This is a genomic window from Rhodococcus sp. 1168, assembly GCF_002091955.1.
GTDB lineage: Bacteria > Actinomycetota > Actinomycetes > Mycobacteriales > Mycobacteriaceae > Rhodococcoides.
In genome coordinates this window covers 1-1,946 of sequence record NZ_MKKY01000045.1, presented here as the reverse complement: position 1 = coordinate 1,946, position 1,946 = coordinate 1, and the positions used below count along the sequence as shown (strand labels likewise).

Sequence of the window (1,946 nt, the reverse complement as noted above, 5' to 3'; positions counted from 1 at the left end):
TGTTGTCGGTGTCCGAGCGTGAGTTGTTGGTGCCGGTGCGTGGTGGTGTGTCGGTGGTGGGTGGGTTGTTGCCGGAGATTTTGTCTGCTGCGGTGGGTGTTGCCGGTGTGGATGCGATTGCGTTGGTGTGTGGTGGGGTGTCGGTGTCGTATGGGGAGTTGGATGTTCGGTCGTCGCGGTTGGCGCGGTTGTTGATCGGTCGTGGTGTGGGTGTGGGTTCGTTTGTGGCGTTGGGGTTGCGGCGTTCGGTGGAGTCGGTGGTTGCGGTGTGGGCGGTGGCGAAGGCTGGTGGTGCGTTCTTACCGGTGGATCCGTCGTATCCGGTGGATCGTATTGCTCATATGTTGTCCGATTCTGGTGCGGCGGTGGGTATTACTGCGGCTGAGTATGTGTCCGATCTGGGGCAGGCCGCCGGCGGGGTGTCGTGGATCGTCATGGATGAGGAGTCGACCGTAGGAGAACTCGACGATCTTTCAGCCGAGCCACTTTTGAGCAGCGATCGGTTGGGTTCGGTTCGTCTCGATGATGCTGCGTATTTGATTTATACGTCGGGTTCGACGGGTGTGCCGAAGGGTGTGGTGGTGACGCATCGGGGTCTGTCGAATTTGGCTGAGGTGGAGCGGGTTCGGTTCGGGGTTACTCCTGCTTCGCGGACGTTGGCGTTTGCGTCGCCGAGTTTCGATGCGTCGGTGCTCGAGTTGGTGTTGGCGTTTTCTGGTGGTGCGACGATGGTGATTGCGCCGACCGATGTTTTCGGTGGTGTGGAGCTTGCTCAGTTGTTGCGTGAGGAGGCCGTCACGCATGCGTTCGTCACGCCGGCGGCGTTGGCGTCGGTGGATCCGGCCGGTCTGGATGCGCTTGCAGTGGTGGCGACCGGTGGTGATGCTTCTGGGTCGGATTTGGTTGATCGTTGGGCGCCGGGTCGGTTGATGTTCAATGCGTATGGTCCGACGGAGGCGACGGTGTTTGCGTCGTTGAGTGCGCCGATGTCGCCGGGTGTTCCGGTTGATATCGGTTCTCCGGTGTCGGGTTTTGCTGTGGTGGTGTTGGATTCGCGTTTGCAGCCGGTTCCGGTGGGTGTTGCGGGTGAGTTGTATTTGGCTGGTCCGGGGTTGGCGCGTGGTTATCATGATCGGTTGGGTTTGACGGCGGAGCGGTTCGTCGCGGCGCCGTTTTCGGTTGTGGGGGAGCGGATGTATCGCACGGGTGATGTGGTGCGGTGGACTGGTTCTGGGGTTTTGGAGTATGTGGGTCGTAGTGATTTTCAGGTGAAGGTTCGTGGTTTCCGGATCGAGTTGGGTGAGATCGATGCGGTGATCGCGGCTCTTCCTGAGGTTGATTTCGTGGCGACGGTGGGTGTCGATGGTCCTACGGGGGCGACGGTGTTGGTGTCGTATGTGTTCGGTGTCGGTGGTGGGTTGGTCGATGTCGAGGTGGTGCGTGAGCGGGTGGTGTCGGTGTTGCCGGGGCATATGGTTCCGTCGGTGTTTGTGGTGTTGGATTCGATTCCGTTGACTGCGGCGGGTAAGTTGGACCGCCGAGCACTACCCACCCCGGAACTCGGACGCAAGTCCGAATTCCGTTCTCCGGAAACAGCACAACAGCAAAAGATCGCCGACGTGTTCACCGAACTACTCGACGGCCGCAGAATAGGTATCGACGAAAGCTTCTTCGACCTCGGTGGAAATTCGCTCGTCGCAACACGACTCGTGGCGCGCGTCAACGCGGAGCTCGGTACCGAATTAAGAGTTCTCGACCTCTTCGAGGCACCGACCATCGAGGAGTTGGCGCTACGCGCCGGAAGTTCCAAGGGCCGAGGTGCTCGTCCGGTGTTGGGTGTGGTGGAGCGGCCGTCGGTGATTCCGTTGTCGCTGGCGCAGCGTCGGATGTGGTTTATCAATCAGTTCGATACGTCTTCGCCTGCTTACAATATTCCGCTTGCGGTG

General features: G+C 60.0%; 1 protein-coding gene. It reads left to right on the top strand.

The genetic code is table 11. The annotated features are described in order from the left end of the window. The coding region (locus BJI47_RS08580; RefSeq protein ID WP_125458676.1) for a non-ribosomal peptide synthetase at positions 1–1,946 on the top strand (1,946 nt) is incomplete at both ends.